This is a genomic window from Roseivivax sp. (assembly GCF_054552075.1).
In genome coordinates this window covers 25,819-47,964 of sequence record NZ_JBTOLZ010000004.1, presented here as the reverse complement: position 1 = coordinate 47,964, position 22,146 = coordinate 25,819, and the positions used below count along the sequence as shown (strand labels likewise).

14 protein-coding genes are annotated in these 22,146 nt (G+C 68.2%); 5 read left to right on the top strand and 9 right to left on the bottom strand.

Features of this window, described 5'->3' with window-relative positions:
• Window position 1: 1 nt before the first annotated feature.
• The 9 genes from ACX938_RS04140 to ACX938_RS04100 form a co-directional block, all read right to left on the bottom strand.
• Window positions 2–1,633, bottom strand: coding sequence for an alpha-D-glucose phosphate-specific phosphoglucomutase (locus tag ACX938_RS04140; protein ID WP_232752836.1), 1,632 nt, complete (start codon window positions 1,631–1,633; stop codon window positions 2–4).
• Between the two features lie 160 nt (window positions 1,634–1,793).
• The gene (gene glgX / locus ACX938_RS04135; protein WP_459430092.1) at window positions 1,794–3,887 is read right to left on the bottom strand and encodes a glycogen debranching protein GlgX; all 2,094 of its coding nucleotides are present in this window, start codon (window positions 3,885–3,887) and stop codon (window positions 1,794–1,796) included.
• The gene (gene glgA, locus ACX938_RS04130; protein ID WP_459430091.1) at window positions 3,884–5,290 is read right to left on the bottom strand and encodes a glycogen synthase GlgA; all 1,407 of its coding nucleotides are present in this window, start codon (window positions 5,288–5,290) and stop codon (window positions 3,884–3,886) included. The genes glgX and glgA overlap by 4 nt, the downstream gene beginning before the upstream one ends.
• Complete coding sequence (gene glgC, locus ACX938_RS04125) at window positions 5,287–6,549, bottom strand: glucose-1-phosphate adenylyltransferase (protein ID WP_255702807.1); 1,263 nt, start codon at window positions 6,547–6,549, stop codon at window positions 5,287–5,289. The genes glgA and glgC overlap by 4 nt, the downstream gene beginning before the upstream one ends.
• A gap of 620 nt (window positions 6,550–7,169) precedes the next feature.
• Window positions 7,170–9,350, bottom strand: a complete 2,181-nt coding sequence (glgB, locus tag ACX938_RS04120) for a 1,4-alpha-glucan branching protein GlgB (RefSeq protein ID WP_459430090.1) — start codon at window positions 9,348–9,350, stop codon at window positions 7,170–7,172.
• Window positions 9,351–9,399: 49 nt separating this feature from the next.
• On the bottom strand, window positions 9,400–11,802 hold the full coding sequence (locus ACX938_RS04115) for a glycogen/starch/alpha-glucan phosphorylase (protein ID WP_459430089.1): 2,403 nt from the start codon (window positions 11,800–11,802) through the stop codon (window positions 9,400–9,402).
• A gap of 125 nt (window positions 11,803–11,927) precedes the next feature.
• On the bottom strand, window positions 11,928–12,899 hold the full coding sequence (locus ACX938_RS04110; protein WP_459430088.1) for a glucokinase: 972 nt from the start codon (window positions 12,897–12,899) through the stop codon (window positions 11,928–11,930).
• A gap of 6 nt (window positions 12,900–12,905) precedes the next feature.
• Window positions 12,906–14,222: a GH1 family beta-glucosidase gene (locus tag ACX938_RS04105; RefSeq protein ID WP_459430087.1), complete on the bottom strand. Its 1,317-nt coding sequence runs from the start codon at window positions 14,220–14,222 to the stop codon at window positions 12,906–12,908.
• Window positions 14,219–15,256: a LacI family DNA-binding transcriptional regulator gene (locus tag ACX938_RS04100; RefSeq protein ID WP_459430236.1), complete on the bottom strand. Its 1,038-nt coding sequence runs from the start codon at window positions 15,254–15,256 to the stop codon at window positions 14,219–14,221. The genes ACX938_RS04105 and ACX938_RS04100 overlap by 4 nt, the downstream gene beginning before the upstream one ends.
• A 255-nt stretch (window positions 15,257–15,511) precedes the next feature.
• Between ACX938_RS04100 and ACX938_RS04095 the strand changes: the two genes are divergently transcribed.
• From ACX938_RS04095 to ACX938_RS04075, 5 genes are all read left to right on the top strand, one after another.
• A complete protein-coding gene (locus tag ACX938_RS04095; protein ID WP_459430086.1) occupies window positions 15,512–16,864 on the top strand; it encodes an ABC transporter substrate-binding protein in 1,353 nt (450 codons plus the stop codon).
• Between the two features lie 122 nt (window positions 16,865–16,986).
• A complete protein-coding gene (locus ACX938_RS04090) occupies window positions 16,987–17,964 on the top strand; it encodes a carbohydrate ABC transporter permease (protein WP_232752845.1) in 978 nt (325 codons plus the stop codon).
• A gap of 13 nt (window positions 17,965–17,977) precedes the next feature.
• Complete coding sequence (locus tag ACX938_RS04085) at window positions 17,978–19,252, top strand: carbohydrate ABC transporter permease (protein ID WP_232752846.1); 1,275 nt, start codon at window positions 17,978–17,980, stop codon at window positions 19,250–19,252.
• 11 nt (window positions 19,253–19,263) lie between these two features.
• Window positions 19,264–20,925: an alpha-amylase family glycosyl hydrolase gene (locus tag ACX938_RS04080; RefSeq protein WP_232752847.1), complete on the top strand. Its 1,662-nt coding sequence runs from the start codon at window positions 19,264–19,266 to the stop codon at window positions 20,923–20,925.
• Between the two features lie 11 nt (window positions 20,926–20,936).
• The gene (locus ACX938_RS04075) at window positions 20,937–22,025 is read left to right on the top strand and encodes an ABC transporter ATP-binding protein (protein WP_459430085.1); all 1,089 of its coding nucleotides are present in this window, start codon (window positions 20,937–20,939) and stop codon (window positions 22,023–22,025) included.
• Window positions 22,026–22,146 lie beyond the last annotated feature (121 nt).

Sequence of the window (22,146 nt, the reverse complement as noted above, 5' to 3'; positions counted from 1 at the left end):
CTCAGGTGGTCACGTCGGGGGCGGTGCGGCCGGTGCGCTCGGCGATGCCGGCCAGCGCGTCGGCGGCCTCGATCACCGGGGCCAGCGCCTCCTCGGGGGCCATGTCGAGCCGCGCGGGGTCGGTCTCGGCGTGTTCGAGGTAGACCCGCAGCGTCGCGCCCGCGGTGCCGGTGCCCGAGAGCCGGTAGACGATGCGGCCCTGGTCGGCCAGCGCGATGCGGATGCCCTGGCCCTCGGCGCGGCTCTTGTCGACCGGGTCGTGATAGGAGAACTCGTCCGCCTTCTCGATCCTGAGGCCCGCGACCTCGGTGCCGCGCAGCGCGTCGAGCTTGCCGCGCAGGTCGGACATGAGGCCCTCGGCGGCCTTGGCGTCGACGCCCTCGTAGTCGTGGCGGCTGTAGTAGTTCCGGCCGTAGGCGCGCCAATGCGCGGCCATGAGGTCGGCGACCGACATCTCCTTGACCGCCAGAATGTTGAGCCAGGCGAGCACCGCCCAGAGGCCGTCCTTCTCGCGGACGTGGTCGGAGCCGGTGCCGGCGCTTTCCTCGCCGCAGATCGTGGCGCGGCCGGCGTCCAGAAGGTTGCCGAAGAACTTCCAGCCGGTCGGGGTCTCGTAGCAGTCGACGTTGAGCCGCAGCGCCACCCGGTCGAGCGCCCGCGAGGTCGGCATGGAGCGCGCCACGCCCTTCAGCCCGCCCGCATAGGCCGGGATCAGCGTGGCATTGGCGGCGATCACCGCGACGCTGTCGGACGGCGTGACGTAGCAGTTCCGCCCGACGATCATGTTGCGGTCGCCGTCGCCGTCCGAGGCGGCGCCGAAGTCCGGCGCCTCGGGACCGTGCATCTCGTCCATCAGCGCCTTGGCCCAGATCGGGTTAGGGTCGGGATGGCCGCCGCCGAAATCGGGCTTGGGCTCGGCGTTGATGACGCTGCCGGGCGCCGCGCCCAGGGCCTCTTCGAAGAGCGCCTTGGCATAGGGGCCGGTGACCGCATGCATGGCGTCGAAGCGCATCCGAAAGCCGCCCTCGAAGAGCGCGCGGATGGCGTCGAAGTCGAAGATCTTCTCCATCATGGCGCGGTAGTCGGCGACCGGGTCGACCACCTCGATCTCGGTCTCGGCCAGCTTGGTGGTGCCGGGGGTGGAGAGGTCGATGTCCTGGGTCTCGGCGATGAAGTAGCGCACGCAGCTGCGGGTCGCCTCGAAGATCTTGGCGGTCACGCTTTCGGGCGCCGGCCCGCCGTTGGCGGTGTTGAACTTGACGCCGAAGTCCTCCTCGGGGCCGCCGGGATTGTGGCTGGCCGAGAGGATGATGCCGCCGTCGGCGCCGCGGGTGCGGATCAGGTTCGAGGCGGCGGGCGTGGAGAGAAGCGCGTCCTGGCCGACGATCACCCGTTCGGCACCGCTGGCCGCGGCCATGCGCAGGACCACCTGCGCGGCGCGGTCGTTGAAGTAGCGGCCGTCGCCGCCCAGGACCAGGGTCTTGCCCTCGACGCCGCCGATGGCGTCCCAGACCGACTGGATGAAGTTCTCCAGGTAGTGGCGCTGCATGAAGACGGGGGTCTTCTTGCGCAGGCCCGAAGTTCCGGGTTTCTGGCCTTCGATCGGGGTCGTGTCGACGGTCAGGATCTCCATGGTGTCTCCTTCACTGTCTCGGGGCGCGCATTTGCGCCGGGGGCGCCGCGCGGCGTTTCCCCAAGCATGTCGCAGGCGCCGGGAATGGCAAGGGGTCCGGGGGGAAAAGGGCAGGGGCGGGACCTGGGCCCCGCCCCTAAGCTCTCCGCCTGAGCGGGCCTCAGCCCGCCTCTTCGGGCTCCAGCACGAAGGCCAGGACCGCGGGGCCGTCGAGCTGGCAGGGGCCCTCCTGCCGGGCGGGCTCGGCCTCGGGGCGGCGGCTGTCGAGGTGGCAGATCCAGACCCGTCCCTCGGGCGGGTCGGGCAGCGTCACCTCGCAGCCCTCGCCCGCGTTGAAGGCCAGGTAGACGGCCTCCTCGCGCTGCGCGTAGGCGGGCGTGCCCGAGGCCATGCGCATCTCGGCGGCGCAGAAGAGCCGCCCCGGTTCCTCCCAGTCGGCGGGGGTCATCTCGGCCCCGTCTTCGCGCCACCAGAAGAGATCCGGCAGCCCGTCGACGATGCGCTCGCGCGAGTGCAGGAAGCGCTTCTGGCGCAGGATCGGATGCGCCTTGCGGAAGGCGATGAGCCGCTTGGTGAAGGCCAGGAGCGCGCCGTCGGCGCTGGCCCAGTCGAGCCAGCCGGTCTCGTTGTCCTGGGCATAGGCGTTGTTGTTGCCGCCCTGGCTGTTGGCGAACTCATCACCCGCCAGCAGCATCGGCGTGCCCTGGCTGAGAAAGAGCGTGGCCAGCATGTTGCGCCGCCGGAGCGCGCGGGCGGCCTTCACCTCGGGGTCGTCGCTCGGGCCCTCGGTGCCGAAGTTGTCGGAGTAATTCTCGCCATGGCCGTCGCGGTTGTCCTCGCCGTTGGCCTCGTTGTGGCGCTCGAGATAGGCGGTCACATCGGCCAGGGTGAAGCCGTCATGGGCGGTCAGCAGGTTGACGCTCGAGGTCGCGGGGCGGCCCGAGTGGTCGAACTCCGCCGCCGAGCCGGTGATCCGCGCGGCGAGATCCGGGGCGGAGCCCGCGTCGCCCCGCCAGAACCGCCGCACCCCGTCGCGGTAGCGGTCGTTCCATTCCGCGAAGGGCGGGGGGAAAGCACCCAGCTGGTAGCCGCCGGGGCCGATGTCCCAGGGCTCGGCGATCAGCTTGGTGCGGGTCAGGACCGGGTCCTGGCGCAGCGCGTCGAAGAAGGCGGCACCGGGGTCGAAGCCCTCGGCGGTGCGGCCCAGCGTGGCGCAGAGATCGAAGCGGAAACCGTCGATGCGGAAGGTCTCGACCCAGTAGCGCAGGCTGTCCATGACCATGCGCATGACCATCGGGTGCTCGATGTTCAGCGTGTTGCCGGTGCCGGTGTCGTTGACGTAGTAGCGCGGGTCCTCGGCGAGCCGGTAGTAGGCGGCGTTGTCGAGCCCGCGGAAGGCCAGCGTCGGGCCCAGGTGATCGGCCTCGCCGGTGTGGTTGTAGACCACGTCGAGATAGACCTCGATGCCCGCCGCATGCAGCCGCGCGACGGCGTGCTGGGCCTCGGCGATGCCGTCCTCGGAGAGGTAGCGCGGGTCGGGGGCGAAGAAGCCGATGCTCTGGTAGCCCCAGTAGTTCGTCAGCCCCTTGTCGGTCAGGAAGCGGTCGTTGATGAAGGCATGGACCGGCAGCAGCTCGACCGCGGTGACGCCGAGCTCGGTCAGATGCCGGATCATCGCGTCCGAGGCCAGCGCCAGGAAGCCGCCCTTGGGGTCGGCGTCCGGGTGGGTCTGGGTCAGCCCCTTCAGATGCGCCTCGTAGACGATGGTCTCTTCCATCGGGCGGCGCGGGGCCTCGACCTCGCCCCAGGCGAAGCTCGGATCGGTGACGATGCACTTGGGCATGAAGGCCGCGCTGTCGCGGGTGTCGAAAGAGAGGTCCTCCTGCTTGTGCCCGCGGGTGAAGCCGTAGACCGCGTCATCCCAGATGGGATGCCCGGTCAGCCGCTTGGCATAGGGGTCGATCAGCAGCTTGTGCGGGTTGAAGCGGTGGCCCTCCTCGGGGGCATAAGGCCCCTCGGCGCGCAGCCCGTAAAGCTGGCCCGGCCGGATGCCCGGCAGGTAGCCGTGCCAGACATCGCCGTCCCGCTCGGGCAGGCGGATGCGCTGGGTTTCGGTGGCGCCGTCCTCGGAGAAGAGGCAGACGTGGATCGCCGTGGCGTGTTGCGAGAAGACGGCGAAATTCGTGCCGTCGCCGTCGAAACAGGCGCCGAGCGGCGCGGCATGCCCCGGCAGGGGCGCTGTGGAAGCGGTCATGGCGCGGATATGAGATCCCGGTAGAGTGTGGCATAGGCTTGGGCGGAAACGTCCCAGCCGACATCTAGTGCCATGGCATTCTTCATCATCCTTTGCCAGTGCCCCGGCGCGCGCCAGAGCGCATGGAGCCGCGCGAAGGCGCCCGCGAGCCCCGAGGCGGTCACGGGATGGAACTGCAGCCCCGTCGCCGCGCCGGCCTGCAGGGCCATGGGGTTGGCGTCGATCACCGTGTCGTTGAGCCCGCCGGTGCGCGCGACCAGCGGCAGGGTGCCGTGGCTCAGCCCGTAAAGCTGGGTGAGCCCGCAGGGCTCGAAGCGCGAGGGCACCAGGATCGCGTCGCCGCCCGCGACCATGCGCTTGGAGAGCGCCTCGTCATAGCCGATGCGGGTCGCGACATTGGGGTGTTCGGCGGCCTGGCGGAAGGCCGATTCCAGCGCCGGGTCGCCCGAGCCCAGAAGCGCGAGCTGCCCGCCGTGGTCGATCAGCGCGGGCAGCGCATCGAGCAGCACGTCCAGCCCCTTCTGGTGGCTCAGGCGCGAGATCACCACGCAGAGCGGGCCCTCGGCCTCGGGCAGGCCCATCTCGCGGCGGAGCCGCGCGCGGTGCCGGGGCTTGCCGCGCGGGGTGCGGTAGGGCGGCGCCCAGGCGGCGGTGTCGATGCCGTTCAGGATGCCCGAGAGCGCGTCGCGCCGGGCGGTCAGAAGCCCGTCGAGCCCCATGCCGAACTCCGGTGTCAGAAGCTCCTCGGCGTAGGTCGGGCTGACGGTGGTGATCCGGTCCGACCAGACCAGCCCCGCCTTCAGCGCGCTGACCTGGCCCCAGAACTCGTAGCCCTCGGGGCCGAACTCGGCCTCGGGCAGGCCCAGGGGGCCGATCTCCGAGGGCGGCGCCATGCCCTGGAAGGCGATGTTGTGGATTGTCAGCAGCGTGCCGACGCGGCGCTTGGGCGCCATCTGCGAGAGGTAAAGCGGCGCGAGCCCGGCCTGCCAGTCGTGCACATGCAGCACCTCGGGGTGCCAGTCGCCGATGCCCTCGGCGGCGAGCCGCGCGGCGACCTGGCTCAGCGCGGCGAAGCGGCGGGGGTTGTCGGGAAAGTCGTGGCCACCCTCGTCGAGATAAGGCCCACCCGGCCGGTCGAAGAGATGCGGCGCGTCCAGCGCATAAAGCACCGCTTCGCCGAGCCGCCCCTCGATCAGCGCCGCGGGCCCGCCGAAGACCTCGCCCAGCTCGTGCCGGGGGCCTTCGCCGAGCGCCGCCCGCACCTTGGGATAGGCGGGCAGCAGCGTGCGCATCTCGACGCCCAGCGGCGCCAGCGCGCCGGGCAGGGCGCCGGCGACATCCGCCAGCCCCCCGGTCTTGATCAGCGGCACGCATTCCGAGGCGACCGAGAGGACGCGCGTCATTCCGCGGCGGCCCGCGCGTTCAGCATCTTCTGGGTGATCAGCGTCACGCCGCCTTCGCTGACGCGGAACCACTTGGCGTCCTCTTCGGGGTCCTCGCCGACGACGAGCCCCTCGGGGATATGCACGCCCCGGTCGATCACCACGTTCTTCAGCCGGGCGTGGCGCGAGATATAGGCCCGCGGCAGCACCACCGCGCGGTCGAGCGTCGAGTAGGAATTGGTGTGCACATTGGTGAAAAGCAGCGATTCGCGCACCTCGGTGCCCGAGATGATGCAGCCGCCCGAGATCAGCGAAGAGACCGCCAGCCCGCGCCGCTTCTCCTCGTCGTGGATGAACTTCGCCGGGGGCACGCTTTCGGAGTAGGTCCAGATCGGCCAGTCCTTGTCCCAGAGGTCGAGGTCCGGCGAGAAGTTGGTGAGGTCCAGGTTGGCCTTCCAGAAGGCGTCCACCGTGCCCACGTCGCGCCAGTAGGCCGGGGCCTCGGAGGAGGCGCGCACGCAGCTCTCGGTGAAGCGATGGGCCTGCGCCTTGCCCTTCTGGACGATCTCGGGGATCAGGTCGTTGCCGAAGTCGTGGCTCGAGTTGCTGTCCTCCATGTCGCGCAGCAGGAGGTCGCGCAGGAAGTCCCACTTGAAGACGTAGATGCCCATCGAGGCCAGCGTCACCTCGGGGTCGTCGGGCGTGCCCGGCGGGTCCTTCGGCTTCTCCAGGAATGAGGTGATCACGTCGTTCTCGTCGATCGCCATGACCCCGAAGGCCGAGGCTTCGGCGCGCGGCACCGTCAGGCAGCCGATGGTCACATCCGCGCCGCTCTCGACGTGGTGCTCGATCATCCGCTCGTAGTCCATCTTGTAGATGTGGTCCCCGGCGAGGATCAGCACGTAGTCGACGCCGTAGCTGTCGACGATGTCGATGTTCTGGGCCACCGCGTCGGCGGTGCCGCGATACCACATGCTCTCGTCGTAGCGCTGGCTCGCGGGCAGGATGTCGAGGAACTCGTTGCGCTCGGCGCGGAAGAAGTTCCAGCCGCGCTGGCAGTGGCGGATCAGGCTGTGGGCCTTGTATTGCGTCGCCACCGCCATCTTGCGGATGCCGGAGTTGAGCGCGTTGGACAGCGCGAAGTCGATGATCCGCGTCTTGCCGCCGAAATAGACGGCGGGCTTCACGCGCCGGTCGGTCAGCTCGCGCAGCCGCGATCCGCGCCCGCCGGCCAGCACGAAGGCCATGGAGCGGTGGGCGAGGCGTGTGGTCGATGGCATGGTGTCTCCTCCCTCTGGGTCTGGGGCCCTTTGGGGTGAGTGTGGCAGCGCGCGGCGGGAGTGGCTAGGGGGTGGATGGGATTGGGCGCGGGGTGGCGGGAACTTGGCTGGCTTGCGGCACCTGCCAGAGAGACTGCGAGAGTGGCCTCTCCCATGGGTCGCTCTTCGGTCAGACCAGCATTGCCGATTGCAGGGAAACCGCGCTTGCCTGCGTCAGGTCGAACGCACAGTCCCAAGCACCAAGCCCTGTTCGGCCCTCGGCGCCAGCCGGGGCAGGGTGCTTGCGTCGATGCCCGACCAACACCCGCTGAGGTCCAATCCGCAAGCCTCACCCCAGCCGTTCGCCCATGGCGCGGACTCAAGGGCCGCAGGCCCGCCGCGCCAGCGCCGGACCGGCCCCGTGGGCCGGCGCTCTTGCGGGCGGTGCGCATTGCGCGTCGCGGGGAAGAACATGGCCGGGATAAAGCGCGCCGCTCATCCGTCGCGGCGCCGTCCCCCGGTCCGGCGCTGGCGCTTTGTTCGGATGGGGCGAGAGGGCGCGGCAGGTTCAGGATCGGTCGGCCCGCGCCATCAAAGCCAGCCGCAAAGTCGCCCCGGGGTCACCCCCGGAGCGCCCCCACTCATTCCTTCACGAAATACACCGCCGAGAGCGGCGGCAGATAGATCTCCGCCGAGGCCGCCTGGCCGTGACTGGGCGTCCCACCCGCCTCGATGCCGCCCAAGTTGCCGCGGCCGCCGCCGCCGTAGATCTCGGCGTCGGAGTTCAGCGCCTCGCGCCAGCGGCCGGCGCTGGGGAAGCCCAGGCGGTAGCCCGGCTGCTCCATCGGGGTGAAGTTCACGGCCACCACGACCTCAGGATCGCCGGGGCGCCCGCGACGGATCCAGGCGAAGACCGAGCGGTCGGCGTCATCGGCCTCGATCCACTGGAAGCCCTCGGGCTCGCAGTCGCGCACGTGCAGCGCGGGCGTCGCGGCGTAGAGCCGGTTCAGATCGCCCACCAGCCGCTGCACACCGCCGTGGCCGGGACGCTCCAGCGCCGGCCAGTCGAGCTCGCGGTTGTGGTCCCATTCGGCCTCCTGGGCGAACTCCTGGCCCATGAAGAGCAGCTTCTTGCCCGGGTGGCCCCACATGAAGCCGTAATAGGCCCGCAGGTTGGCGAAGCGCTCGAGCCCCTGGCCCGGCATCCGGGTCAGCATCGAGCCCTTGCCGTGCACCACCTCGTCATGGCTGATCGGCAGGATGAAGTTCTCCGAGAAGGCATAGGCCAGCCCGAAGGTCATCTGGTTGTGGTGGTGCTTGCGGTGGATCGGATCCTTCTTGATGTACTCGAGCGTGTCGTTCATCCAGCCCATGTTCCACTTGAAGCCGAAGCCCAGGCCGCCGTCGTCCACCGGGCGCGAGACCTTGGGGAAGGAGGTCGATTCCTCGGCCACCGTCATGATCCCCGGCGCCTCGCCGTAGCTCAGCGTGTTCATGGTCTTCAGGACGTCGATCGCCTCGTAGTTCTCGCGGCCGCCGTCCTTGTTCGGCACCCATTCGCCGTCCTTGCGGGAATAGTCGCGGTAGAGCATCGAGGCCACGGCATCCACGCGCAGACCGTCGGCGTGGTATTCCTTCAGCCAGTAGAGCGCGTTCGAGGTGAGGAAGTTCTTCACCTCGGTCCGGCCGTAGTTGTAGATCAGCGTGTTCCAGTCCTGGTGGAAGCCTTCGCGCGGGTCGGCGTGCTCGTAAAGCGCGGTGCCGTCGAACTGGCCGAGCCCATGCGGGTCGGTGGGGAAATGGCCCGGCACCCAGTCGAGGATCACCCCGATCCCGGCCTTGTGCGCGGCGTTCACCAGGTCGCGGAACTCATGCGGGGGGCCGTGCCGCACGGTCGGGGCGAAAAGCCCGACCGGCTGGTAGCCCCAGGAGCCGTCGAAGGGAAACTCCGAGATCGGCAGAAGCTCGATATGGGTGAAGCCCATGTCGGAGACATAGCCGACCAGCTCCTCGGCGGCCTCCACGTAGGAGATCCGCCGCCCCTGGGCCTTGTGGCGCCAGGAACCCAGGTGCACCTCGTAGACCGAGATCGGCGCCTCGCGGGAGTTGCGCGCCTCGCGGCTGCGCATCCAGGCCTCGTCCGACCAGCCGTAGCCCGAGATGTCGCGCACCACCGAGGCATTGGCCGGCGCGTGCTCCGAGCCGAAGCCCACCGGGTCGGATTTCAGCGGCAGAAGCTGCCCCTCGTGGCCGATGATCTCGTATTTGTAGGCGTCGCCCTCGCCGACGCCGGGCAGGAAGGTCTCCCAGACGCCCTGGCCGCGGCGGCGCAACACGTGGCGGCGGCCGTCCCAGGAGTTGAAGGGCCCGACCACCGAGACGCGGCGGGCATTGGGCGCCCAGACCGCGAAATGCGTGCCATGCACGCCCTCGTGGGTCATCACATGGGCGCCGAGCGCCTCCCAGAGGGCGTGATGCGTGCCTTCGCCAAGCAGGTATTCGTCCAGCTCGCCCATGACCGGGCCGAAGCGGTAGGGATCTTCCATGTCCCAGTAGACGCCCTTGGCGTCGTAGCCGCGCAGCCCGTAGGGGTCGGCGCCCGGCACCGGGCCCGAGAAGCCGCCGGGCTGGCCGGGCAGCGGCTCGAGCGGGTGTTCGGTCTTGCCGATCACCGCGACCATCCGGGCCGCGCCGGGGTCGAAGGCGGTCACCACGCGGGTGCCGTTTTCCTCGTGCGGGCCGAGGATCGCGAAGGGGTCCTCGCCGGAGCCGTTGAAGACGCGGGCGAGGGCGGAGCTCTTGGGGTCGGTATCGCTTGCCATGTGCACCACCTTAGCCGTCTTGCGCTCCGCTTCAACGGAGCGCGGGGGATCAATCCTCCAGATGCGAGCGCGCCGCCCAGATATCCCGCATGTAGCCGCGAATCGTCCGGTCCGAGGAGAACCAGCCCGAACGCGCGGTGTTCAGCGCGGCGCGGCGGATCCATCCGGCGCGGTCGGCAAAGGCGGCGTCGGCCTCGCGGCTGGCGCGCCAGTAGTCGCTGAAATCCGAGGCGACGAGGAAGTAGTCCGCGCCCGAGAGGTTCTCGGTGATATGGGCGTAACGGTCGGGCTCGTCGGGCGAGAAGGCGCCGGAGCCCACCGCCTGAAGCGCGCGGGCGAGCCGCGGATCGGCGGCGATGGCCTGCTGGGCGTGATCCTCGACGGCGCGGCGCTCTTCGACCTCGGAGGCGGTCATGCCGAAGAGGAAGAAGTTCTCCGCGCCCACATGTTCGCGGATCTCGACGTTGGCGCCGTCGAGTGTGCCGATGGTCATCGCGCCGTTCAGCGCGAATTTCATGTTGCCGGTGCCCGAGGCTTCCTTGCCGGCGGTCGAGATCTGTTCCGACAGGTCGGCCGCCGGGATCAGCCGCTCGGCCAGCGTCACGTTGTAGTTCGGCAGGAACAGCACCCGCAGCTTGTCGCGGGTCGCGGGGTCGGCGTTGATCACCTCGGCGGCGTCGTTGATCAGCCGGATGATGTCCTTGGCGAAGGCATAGCCCGGCGCCGCCTTGCCGGCGAAAAGCGTCACCCGCGGGGTCCAGTCGGCGTTGGGGTTGTCCTTCATCTCCTGCCAGAGCGCGATGGTCTCGAGGATGTTGAGGTGCTGGCGCTTGTATTCATGCATGCGCTTGATCTGCACGTCGAACATCGCGTCGGGATCGAGGCTGACGCCCTGGGTCTGCGAGATGTAGTCTGCCAGCTCGGCCTTGTTGGCGCGCTTGGCCTCGGCAAAGCGCTGGCGCCAGCCGGCGTCCTCGATCGCGGGCTCGAGCTCGCGCAGCCGCTCGAGGTCGTCGACCCAGCCGTCGCCGATGGTCTCGGTGATCAGCCCCGAGAGCCGCGGGTTGCAGGCCAGGAGCCAGCGCCGCGGGGTCACGCCGTTGGTCTGGTTCACGATCCGCTCGGGGTGCAGGTGGTGCAGCTCGGCGAAGACGGTTTCCTTCATCAGCTCGGTGTGCAGCGCCGAGACGCCGTTGACCTTATGCGCCATGACGAAGGAGAGCTGGCCCATCTTCACCTGGCCGTCCGCGCGCATCGACTGGGTGCGCTGGGGGTTGGCCTCGTAATGGGCGTTGTCGATCAGATCCGCGATCTCGAGGTGGCGCGGCAGGAGCCGGCCGAAGAGATCCTCGCCCCAGCTTTCCAGCGCCTCGGGCAGGAGCGTGTGGTTGGTGTAGGAGAGGCAGGCCCGCGCGGTCTGCATCGCCTCGTCGAGCGGCAGCCCGCGTTCGTCGTGCAGGATCCGCACCAGCTCCGGGCCCGCCACGGCGGGGTGGGTGTCGTTGAGCTGGATCGCCACATACTGCGGCAGCTTGCGGATGTCGCTCTCTTCCTTGTCGAACCGCGCGAGGATGTCGCGCAGCGCCGCGGCGGTCAGGAAGAACTCCTGCTTGAGGCGCAGCTCGCGGCCCTGTTCGGTGGTGTCGTCGGGATAGAGCACCCGCGAGATCGTCCGCGCCAGCGCCTCGGGCTGGGCGGCGGCGGTGAAATCGCCGCGGTTGAAGGCGGGCAGGTCGAAAGGATCGCAGGCCTTGGCCGACCAGAGCCGCAGCGTGTTGGCCCAGCGGCCCTGCCAGCCGACGATCGGCGTGTCATAGGCCTCGGCGTCGACATGTTCGCCGGGCAGCCAGAGCTTGCGGCCCTCGCGTTCCTCGACATGGCCGCCGAAACCGATGCGGAAGCGCGCCTCGGGGCGCTCGAACTCCCAGGCGTGGCGCTGCAGAAGCCAGGTCTCGGGCGCCTCGACCTGGCGGCCGCCCTGGAAGCTCTGCCGGAAAAGCCCGTGTTCGTAGCGGATGCCGTAGCCATAAGCCGGGCAGCCCAGCGTCGAGAGGCTTTCGAGGAAACAGGCGGCCAGCCGTCCCAGCCCGCCGTTGCCGAGCGCGGCATCGGGCTCGTCGGCCAGCACCTCGTCGTAGTCCTGTCCGAGGGCCGCCAGCGCTTCGCGGGCCTGGTCGACCAGCCCGAGGTTGACGATGCCGTCTTCCAGAAGCCGCCCGATCAGGAACTCCATCGACAGGTAGTAGACGCGCTTGGCGCCCTGGCTGCGGGCGGTGCCCGCGGCCTTGAACCAGCTGTCGGCGATCTGGTCGCGGATGGCGTAGGACAGCGCCATGCGCCAGTCCTCGAGCCCGGCGAACTCGGGCTCGCGGCCGAAGGAATAGCGCAGGTGGCGCGTGATGGCGTCGCTCAGGCCGCGGGTGGTCACGCGGGGCGGTGTCGCGATGTTCATGACGGGACGTCTCCTGGTATCGCTAACGGGTCACGCTGGGAACAAGCGCGATCCCTGTCGTTTGGCAAGACCCCACCCGCGATATTTCGCGGGTTGTGGGGACCGGCTGCCGCAGCGTCGCGGGATCAGCCGGGCAGCCGCGCGAGCTCGTCGAGGTGGCAGGCGCAGCCCGTGAGCGCGGCGTAGTCGTCGGTGACGATATGCACCGGAAACTGCCGCATGAACTCGGAAAAACGGCCCTTGTCGCAGAAGGCCTCGGCGAAGCCGGGGCCGGTCAGATGCGGGGCGAAATGCTGGGTGACGCCGCCGCAGAGGAAGACGCCGCCGAAGGGCAGGGTGATGAGCGCCAAATCGCCGACATAGGCGCCGAGAAGCCGGGTGAAGGTGTCGACGGTGCGCCTGGCGCGGGGGTCGCTGTCGAGGTCGGCCATGATCGCATCGGCCGATTTCGGATCGCCCGCGCCCTCGGCATGGCAGAAATAGGCGTAGATCCTCTCGAAGCCGCGGCCCGAGAGCACGTCCTCGAAGCCCGGCATGGGATGCCTCTCGGCCACCCAGTCCCGCAGGGCCAAGTCCTCGGGCGTGGTGGCGCGCAGCGAGACATGGCCGGTCTCGGACGGCGGCACCAGGGTCTGGCCGCCCAGGTGATAGACCGGCGCGGCGTTGAGCCCGGTGCCCACGCCCACGACCAGCTTGGCCGCGCGGGCGCTGGCCGGCTGGCCGGGGCGCACCGGGGTCAGCACCTCGGGCGCCAGCGCGTCGAGCGCATGGCCCTGGGCCTGCAGGTCGTTCAGCACCGCGACCGTGCCCGCGCCGGTCGCCTCGGCGATCGAGGCGCGGTTCACCACCCAGTCGAGGTTGGTCAGCTTGCCGACCCCGTCGCGCACCGGGCCGGCCATGGCCACGCAGGCGGCCTCGGGCCGGGCCGCGACCTCGGAGAGGTAATGGACCAGCACCGCGTCGAGCCCGGTTTCCTGGGCGTTGCGGTAGCGGCGGATGGTCTCGGTGCGCACCTTGCCCGCCTCGGCCAGCGCCACGCGGGTGTTGGTGCCGCCGATATCGGCCACGACGGCGAGTTGGGGGGCGGCTGCGGTCATCTGTCCTCAGGCAAGTGCGCGTTTGAGGGCGTGGTAAGAGGCTTTCGGCGTCCGTTCAAGGCTGTCGAAATCGACATGCACCAGTCCGAAGCGTTTCTCGTAGCCGAGCGCCCATTCGTAATTGTCCATCAAGGACCAGACGAAATAGCCCGCCAGCGGCACGCCCTCGTCGATGGCGCGGCGGGCGGCGGCGAAATGCGCCTCGAGGTAGTCGATGCGCGGCTGGTCGTCGACCGCGCCGTCCTTGACCACATCCGGCGAGGCCAGCCCGTTCTCGGTGATGTAAAGCGGGATGTCGCCGGCATATTCGTGCAGGCGCTTCAGCGACTGGTAGAGGCCCTCGGGGTAGATCTCCCAGCCCATGAGGGTCTTCGGCAGCGGGCCCTCGACCTCGGTCTGATGCGGCCAGGCGCCGTCGGTCGGCGCGCAGAGCTTGCGGGTGTAGTAGTTCAGCCCGCACCAGTCGAGCTTCTGGGTGATCAGCGGGAAATCGTCCTGGTAATTCTCCGGCAGATGCGGCGCGAAGCCTTCCAGCACGCTGTCGGGGTAGCGCCCGCGGAAGACGCCCTCGACGAAGAAACGGTTGAGGTAGCCGTCGAAGGTCTCGGCCGCGCGGGCGGCCTCGGGGCTGTCGTCGGCGGGCTCGGCCCATTCGAAGTTGAAGACCGCGCCGAGGTTCTCCTGGCCCTTGCCGCGCATCACCTCGATCGAGCGGCCATGGGCCAGAAGCACGTGGTGCATGGCCCGCGCCGTCGCCCGGATGTCGCGCAGGCCCGGCGCGTGATGGCCGAGGAAATGGCTCATCCAGCCGACGCACCAGGGCTCGTTGATCGGCGCCACGGACCAGAGCCGGTCGCCGAGCCGGTCGGTGATCACCTCGGTGAACTCGGCGAACCAGGAGGCCACGTCGCGGTTCATCCAGCCGCCGCGGTCGGCCAGCGCCGAGGGCATCTCCCAGTGATAGAGGGTGGCGGCGGGCTTCAGCCCGCGCTCCAGCATGGCGTCGACCAGCCGGTCGTAGAAATCCAGGCCCTCGGCGTTCACTTGGCCGGTGCCCTCGGGCAGGACCCGTGCCCAGGAGGTCGAGAAGCGGTAGACGTCGAAGCCGCCCGCGGCCACCAGGTCCAGGTCCTCGCGGTAGCGGTGGTAATGGTCGCAGGCCCGCCCGCCGTGTTCGGCGCGCACCACGTTGCCCGGGGTCGCGGCGAAAGTGTCCCAATGGGTCGGGCCCGCGCCGCCGAAGTCATGGCCTTCGATCTGGTAGCTCGAGGTCGAGACGCCGAAGTCGAAGCCTTCGGGAAACTGGCTGCGGGAGAAGTTCATGCGCTGTCCTTTCTGGGCGCCGGTCCGGTCGAGCGCCCGAGTATGAGATCGGCTTCGACAAGTTCCTGCGGGGGCGGCCCGCCGGGGTTGGCGACGCGGCCGAGCAAGATCTCGGCGCAGCGCCGCCCGGCCTCCCTGACCGAGGAGCGCGTCGCCGTAAAGAGCGGTTCGTCCCGGCCGTTGGGCAGGTAGCTCAGCTCGTCGTCATGGGTGATGATCGACAGGTCGCGCCCGACGGTCAGCCCGCGCGCCCGGGCGGCGCGTTCGACGCCGAGCGCGATGACGATCGAGGAGGCCAGCACGGCGGTCGGCGGATCGGGCGCATCGAGCATCCGCGCCACGCTTTCGGCGCCGAGGCTCTCGGTCATGTCGCCCGAAACCATGAGCCAGGGGTCCGGCTCGATCGCCGAGGCCGCCAGCGCCGCCTCGTAGCCCAGCCGGCGGCGGTGGGCGAAGTCCATCTCCTCGCGGCCGTTGACGAAGGCGATGCGGCGGTGGCCCAGCTCGATCAGGTGGCGGGTGGCGCGCTCGAAGGCGCGGCGGTTGTTCATGTCGAAATAGGCGTAATCCTCGGGCCAGCCCGAGGCCCGGCCATGCACCAGGAAGGGCAGGTCGAGGTCCTGCAGCAGCGGGATGCGCGAATCGTTCACCATCGGCCCGTGCAGGATCAGCCCGTCGACGTTGTTCTTGGCGCCGAGGCTGCGGTAATGCGCGGCCTGGTCGTCGTCGGGCACCAGGCTTAGCACCAGGTCGTAGCCCGCCGCGACATAGGCTTCCGAGGCGCCGGTGATGAAATCGCCGAAGATCGGGTTCAGGATCTCGTGCTTCTTCGACAGGGGAATCACATGGCCGATCGACATGGAACGGCCCGTCGCGAGCCCCTTGGCGCGGGTGTTGGGCATGTAGTTGTGCCGCTCGGCCGCCTCGACCACACGCCGCCGCGTTTCGTCGCGCACCTCGGGATAGCCGTTCAGCGCGCGGCTGACGGTGGTCTGAGAGAGGTTCAGAAGCTCGGAAAGTTCCTTCAGGTTCATGTCGGCACGGCTCAAAGCGCTTTGGATTTCCTCGCACTTTAGACATCTAAAGACGGGCATGGGAAGGGCATCTCTGCCACGAGCCTAGCTGCAGTGCAGCAAGAATCGCTTATGTTCATAAGGGTTTCTTTGCATGCCCAGCATTGACAGGGTGACGCGGCTGCGCGAGTTTGGCCGCGTCAAAGCGCTTTGGAAAGTTTTTCCTTGCGCGGCGTCGGGCAACCTTGCTCACATGATCCACGGGAGGACATGAATATGAAAACATCGCTTTACGTTAGCGCTGCAACTCTGGCCCTGGTGGCCGGTGCGGCGCAGGCCCAGGACTTGCCCTTCGCCATCGGCGAAGGCGATTTCGCCTGGGACAGCTACAATGAATTTGCCGAAGCCAACGACCTCTCCGGCCAGACGGTGACCATCACCGGCCCCTGGACCGGCCGCGAAAAGGAAAAGGTCGACGCGGTCTTCCGTTATTTCACCGAGGCCACCGGCGCCGAGGTCAACTACTCGGGCTCCGACAGCTTCGAGCAGGACATCGTGATCTCCTCGCGCGCGGGCACCGCGCCGAACCTCGCGGTCTTCCCGCAGCCGGGCCTGGCCTCCGACATGGCGAGCCAGGGCGCGCTGACGCCGCTGCCCGAGGGCACCGCCGACTGGGTCGCCGAGAACTTCGCCGCCGGTGAAAGCTGGGTCGACCTCGGCACCTACACCGGGCCCGACGGCAACGACAACCTCTACGGCCTGTTCTACCGCGTCGATGTGAAGTCGCTGGTCTGGTACAACCCGATCGCCTTCGACGAGGCGGGCTACGACATCCCCGAGACCATGGAAGAGCTCAAGGAGCTGACCGAGGACATCGTTGACGACGGCGGCACGCCCTGGTGCATCGGCCTCGGCTCGGGTGCCGCGACCGGCTGGCCCGCGACCGACTGGGTCGAGGACCTGATGCTGCGCACCCAGGAGCCCGCGGTCTACGACCAGTGGGTCAACAACGAGATCCCCTTCGACGATCCGGCCGTAATCGGCGCGATCGAGGAGTTCGGCTGGTTCGCGCGCAATGACGACTACGTCCAGGGCGGCGCCGAGGCGGTGGCCACCACCGACTTCCGCGACAGCCCCGCGGGCCTCTTCGCGATCCCGCCGGATTGCTACATGCACCGCCAGGCCTCCTTCATCCCGGCCTTCTTCCCCGAGGATGCGGAGCAGGGCGAGAACGTCGACTTCTTCTACTTCCCGGCGATCGAGGAAAACGACCTCGGCACCCCGGTGCTGGGCGCGGGCACGCTCTTCGGGATCACCAATCCCTCCGAAGGCGCCAACGTGATGATCGAGTTCCTGAAGCTGCCGGTCGCGCATGAGCTCTGGATGGCCCAGGGCGGCTTCCTGACGGCGCATGGCGGGGTGAACCTCGACCTCTACGCCGACGACAGCCTGCGCGCCCAGGGCGAGATCCTGGCCGGGGCGACCACCTTCCGCTTCGACGCTTCGGACCTGATGCCCTCCGAGATCGGCGCGGGCGCCTTCTGGACCGGCATGGTCGACTATGTGACCGGCGCAGAGGCGGGCAGCGTCGCCTCCGAGATCCAGACCCGCTGGGACTCGATCAAGTAAGCGGCCCAGAAACACACCCGCGCGGCGCCCCGGCCTGAGGTCGGGGCGCCGTCTTCGCCGCCCGGCACCGGCCCAATCGGGTCCGGCAGGGGCGCGGCGCATGCCGAAGGGAGGGGAGACCGATGTCGCCAATACTGCAAGGGATCATCACGATCATTCTCGGGGTAGGGGGCTGTGCCGGCTACTTCTACGCCTCGAACCTCGTGCTCGACCGGTTCATCTTTCCGGCGCGCGACGACGATCACGGACGCAACATCAACCGCGCCACCATGGTCCGGCCCTGGCTGTTCCTGGCGCCGGCGATCTTCTTCCTGGGGCTCTACCTGGTCTACCCGGTGATCGGCTCCTTCATCCGGTCGCTCTACAACCGTTCGGGCGACACTTTCATCGGGCTGTCGAACTACCTGCAGATGTTCTCCGAAGAGGGCTTCCGGGTGGCGCTCTTCAACAACATCCTCTGGGTGATCTTCGTGCCCGCCGCCTCGACCTTCATGGGGCTTCTGGTGGCGCAGCTCACCGACCGGCTGAAATGGGGCAATGTCGCCAAGTCGCTGATCTTCATGCCCATGGCGATCTCCTTCGTCGGCGCCTCGCTGATCTGGAAGTTCGTCTACGCCAACAACCCCGACATCGGCATCATCAACGCGGTGCGCGACATCTTCGGCATGGATCCGATCGACGTGCTCCAGCTGCAATTCTGGAACAACTTCTTCATCATGTTCATCATGGTCTGGATGCAGACCGGCTTTGCCATGGTGATCCTCTCGGCGGCGCTGCGCGGCATCCCCGAGGAGACCATCGAGGCCGCGATCATCGACGGCGCCAACCCCTTCCAGATCTTCTTCAAGATCAAGGTGCCGCAGATCATGCCGACCATCGTGGTGGTCTGGACGACAATCACTATCCTGGTCCTGAAGGTCTTCGACATCGTCTACGCGATGACCGGGGGCAACTTCGATACGGAAATCCTGCCGTCCTACATGATGGATTTCATGTTCCGCGACGACGGGCGCGCCACCGCGGTCGCCTTCGTCATCATGGTCATCGTCACGCCTGTCATGGTCTGGAACATCGTCCAGGCCCGCAGGGAAATGCGCTGAGGAGGTAAGGGACATGGACAATATCGCAGGACAGAAGTCGGGCCTTTCCCTCGTCACCAATCTCAGCGTGATCGCGCTGGTGCTGATCTGGCTCATTCCCACCATCGGGCTCGCGGTCTCCTCGTTCCGCGAACGCGCGCAGATCTCGGAATCCGGCTGGTGGCGCGCGCCCTTCTCGGTCGAACAGGCCTACCGCGTCTCGCCCGATGCCGATGGCGCGGTGCAGGACGGCGACACCTGGGTGCTCGAGGGCAATGTCTTCGACAGCTCCGAGGACGCCTCGGGCGAGGGCAGCGTCTCGGGCTTCGGGATCACTTCGCGCGCGCCCGGCGCCGCCGAGCCCGGCATGATCTACGCCCGCTACGAGGTGCAGGTCATCGAGGATGACGGCGAACAGGACGACACCAACATCGAGATCGCCTACGAGGAGGGCAGCGAGCCTGTCTTCCCCGAGACCGACGAGGACGGACAGGAGATCGTGCAGGACATACCGCCGATCTTCGACCGCTCTCTGCAGGTGATGCGCAACGGGGATTTCGTCTACCGAGACGCCGACGAGATCACCCGCGGCCCCTCGATCTACATCACCGCGGCGCAGCCACCCGAGTTCACGATGGACAACTACGAGACCATCCTGACCTCGGACAACATGGACCGGGCCTTCATCAACACGCTCACCGTGTCGATCCCGGCGACGGTCATCCCCATCGTGGTGGCGGCCTTCGCGGCCTATGCCCTGGCCTGGATGGATTTCGCCGCCCGCGGCTTCTTCATCGCCATGGTGGTGGGCCTTCTGGTTGTGCCGCTACAGATCGCGCTGGTGCCTCTGCTGACCTTCCACCAGACAGTGGGCATCGGGCAGAGCTTCCTGGGGGTCTGGTTGGCGCATACGGCCTTCGGGATGCCACTCGCGATATATCTCTTGCGCAACTACATGATCGGCCTGCCACGGGACATCATCGAAAGCGCCAAGGTCGACGGCGCGACGGACTTCCAGGTCTTCACCAAGATCGTCCTGCCGCTCTCCTTCCCGGCCCTCGCCTCCTTCGCGATCTTCCAGTTCCTCTGGACCTGGAACGACCTGCTGGTCGCCAAGGTCTTCCTGCCGTCGAACTCCGAAAGCTGGGTGATGACGGTGAAGATCGCCGACGACCTTCTGGGTTCGCGCGGCGGTGACTGGGGCATCCTTGCCGCGGCGGCCTTCGTGTCCATCGCGGTCCCGCTCGCGGTCTTCTTCGCGATGCAGAAATACCTCGTGCGCGGCCTGCTGGCCGGCTCGGTCAAGTAACAAGAGGCACTATGAACAAACCGGCGGACCTTCAGGCCCAGAGCAAGCGGGTGGACACCGATTGGTGGCGCGGCGCGGTGATCTACCAGATCTACCCGCGCAGCTTCCAGGACTCCAACGGCGACGGGATCGGCGATCTTCTGGGCATCGCGCAGCGCATGCCGCATATCGCCTCCCTCGGCGTGGACGCGGTGTGGATCTCGCCGTTCTTCACCTCGCCGATGAAGGACTTCGGCTACGACGTGGCGGATTACTGCGACGTCGACCCGATGTTCGGCACCCTGGCGGATTTCGACGTGCTGATCGCCACCGCGCATCGGCTGGGTCTGAAGGTCCTGATCGACCTGGTGCTGAGCCACACCTCCGAGGACCACCCCTGGTTCAAGGAAAGCCGGGCCTCCAAGGACAACCCGCGCGCCGACTGGTATGTCTGGGCGGATGCCAAGCCCGACGGCACGCCGCCCAACAACTGGCTGTCGATTTTCGGCGGCTCGGCCTGGCAATGGGAGCCGACGCGCTGCCAGTACTACCTGCACAACTTCCTGCAGGAGCAGCCGGACCTGAACTTCCACGAACCCAAGGTGCAGGAAGCGCTGCTGGACGTGGCGACCTTCTGGCTCGACCGGGGCGTCGACGGCTTCCGGCTCGACACGATCAACTTCTACGTCCACGACAAGCAGCTGCGGGACAATCCTCCGCTGCCCGAGGAAGAGCGCAACCCGATCACCGCGCCGGCGGTGAACCCCTATACCTGGCAGAACCACCTCTACGACAAGACCCAGCCCGAGAACCTGGACTTCCTGCGCAAGCTCCGGTCGCTGATGAACAAATACAACGCCGCGGCGGTGGGCGAGGTCGGCGACGACCAGCGCGGGCTCGAGATCCTCGGGCAATACACCGGCGGTGACGACCTCATCCACATGAGCTACGCCTTCGAGCTGCTCTCGGGGCATATGCCGACGGCGAAATACATCGACACCGTCTTCGAGGCGGTGGAGCGGGTGGCGGCCAACGGCTGGGCCTGCTGGGCCTTCTCGAACCACGACGTGCCGCGGCACCTGTCGCGCTGGCAGCTCTCGGAGGCGGGCGCGCGCTGCTTCGCGACGCTGATGCAATGCCTGCGCGGCTCGACCTGCATCTACCAGGGCGAGGAACTGGGCCTGCCCGAGGCCGAGGTCGCCTTCGAGGACCTCCAGGACCCCTATGGCATCCGCTTCTGGCCGGCCTTCAAGGGCCGCGACGGCTGTCGGACGCCGATGGTCTGGGAGCCCTCGAACCAGAACGGCGGCTTCTCCGCTGGCAACCCCTGGCTGCCGGTGAGCCACGACCACCTCAACCGCGCGGTCTCCACCCAGGAGCAGGACCCCGCCGCGATCCTGCATCACTACCGCCGCGCCATCGCCTTCCGTCACGCCCACCAGGCGCTGATGAAGGGCACCCAGGAGGAGGTCTCGGCCGATGGCACGGTCCTGCGCTTCATCCGCAAGGGCGAGGGCGAGGAGATCTTCTGCGCCTTCAATCTCAGCCACGACCCGGCGGCCACCGACATGCCCGAGGGACGCTGGCGGCAGATCGGCATCGAGCTCGGCTCCACCGGCCCCGCGCCGGACGGCCGTCTGCATCTCGGGCCCTGGCAACCGGCGCTGCTGATGCGGCTCGAGGACAACGAATAAGGGAGGACGAAATGGCCAATCTGAAGCTGACCGATGTCGAGAAGACCTATGGCGGCACCGTGCAGGTGCTGCGTGACATCAACCTCGACATCGAGCAGGGCGAGCTTGTCGTCTTCGTCGGCCCCTCGGGCTGCGGCAAGTCCACGCTTCTGCGGATGATCGCGGGGCTGGAGAAGATCACCGGCGGCACGCTCGAGATCGACGGCCAGATGGTCAACGACGTGCCGCCCGCGCAGCGCGGCATCGCCATGGTCTTCCAGAGCTACGCGCTTTATCCGCATATGACCGTGCGGGACAACATGTCCTTCGCGCTGAAGATCGCCAAGAAAAGCCCCGAGGAGATCAACGCCTCGGTCGAGCGCGCCGCCAAGATGCTGCAGCTCGAGCCCTACCTCGACCGCCTGCCCAAGGCGCTCTCGGGCGGCCAGCGGCAGCGGGTGGCGATCGGCCGGTCGATCGTGCGCGACCCCAAGGTCTATCTCTTCGACGAGCCGCTTTCGAACCTCGACGCGGCGCTGCGCGTCGCCACCCGGATCGAGATCGCCCAGCTCAAGGAGAAGATGCCGAACTCGACGATGATCTACGTCACCCACGACCAGGTCGAGGCGATGACGCTGGCGAGCCGGATCGTGGTCCTGGCCAACAAGGGCATCGCCCAGGTCGGCTCTCCGCTCGAGCTTTACGAGACGCCCAACAGCGAGTTCGTGGCGCAGTTCATCGGCTCGCCCGCGATGAACCTCCTGCCCGGCGAGGTGGTCGAGACCGGCGAGACCACGGTGATCAAGATGGACGGCGGCGGCACCGCGCGCTCGAAGATCGCGACCCGTCCCGAGGACAAGGGCCTGAAGGTCAATGTCGGCGTCCGCCCCGAGGATTTCATCGAGAGCGACGGCGGCGACTACATCTACGAGGGCCGCGTCGACATCACCGAGGCGCTCGGCGAGGTGACGCTGCTCTACTTCGAGGCGCAGGACGGCGACCCGGTGATCGGCAAGCTGCAGGGCATCCACAAGGACCTGCGCGGCCGCTCGGTGAAGATGACCGCGGAGCCCGAGAAGGTGCATCTCTTCGCCGACGGCACCTCGCTTCTTTACCGCTAAGAGCACCCCCGGGGGCGCGACAAAAGCGCCGCGTCCCCGGCGCGGGGCCCCGCCGTGGCGTCGCAGGGCTTCACGTTCCTGAAATGTTCTCACATTCCCGTTGGCGAAGCGCGGAGGATCT